The organism is Pseudomonas sp. AC463, assembly GCF_979253585.1.
Genome location: NZ_CEEDDZ010000755.1, coordinates 1 through 262 on the forward strand (window position 1 = coordinate 1; position 262 = coordinate 262).

Genomic DNA, 262 nt, shown 5'->3' on the forward strand with positions numbered 1-262 from the left:
CCGCGCTGATGCTGATCGAACCGTCGATGGACGCGATCGCGGATCGACTGCCCCGCACGCGTGCGGCGATGGACATGGTCGCGCGCCAGTTCAACGACACGTTCCGCCACCACTGGCTGCGCATCGTCGAGTTCCTGAAGCTGCATTACGTCTTGAGCGAGCGCGACGAGCCCTACTGGCGCGACCACCGCGACCCGGCGTCGATCCCCGGACGGCTCGGCGAGCTCCTGGCGCTGTGGCGTCACCAGCCGCCCTCCGGTGC

1 protein-coding gene is annotated in these 262 nt (G+C 69.1%); it reads left to right on the plus strand.

Annotated features, from left to right (window positions below):
* The coding region (locus tag AC0IYH_RS32250) for a tryptophan 7-halogenase (protein WP_471838392.1) at nt 1-262 on the plus strand (262 nt) is incomplete at both ends.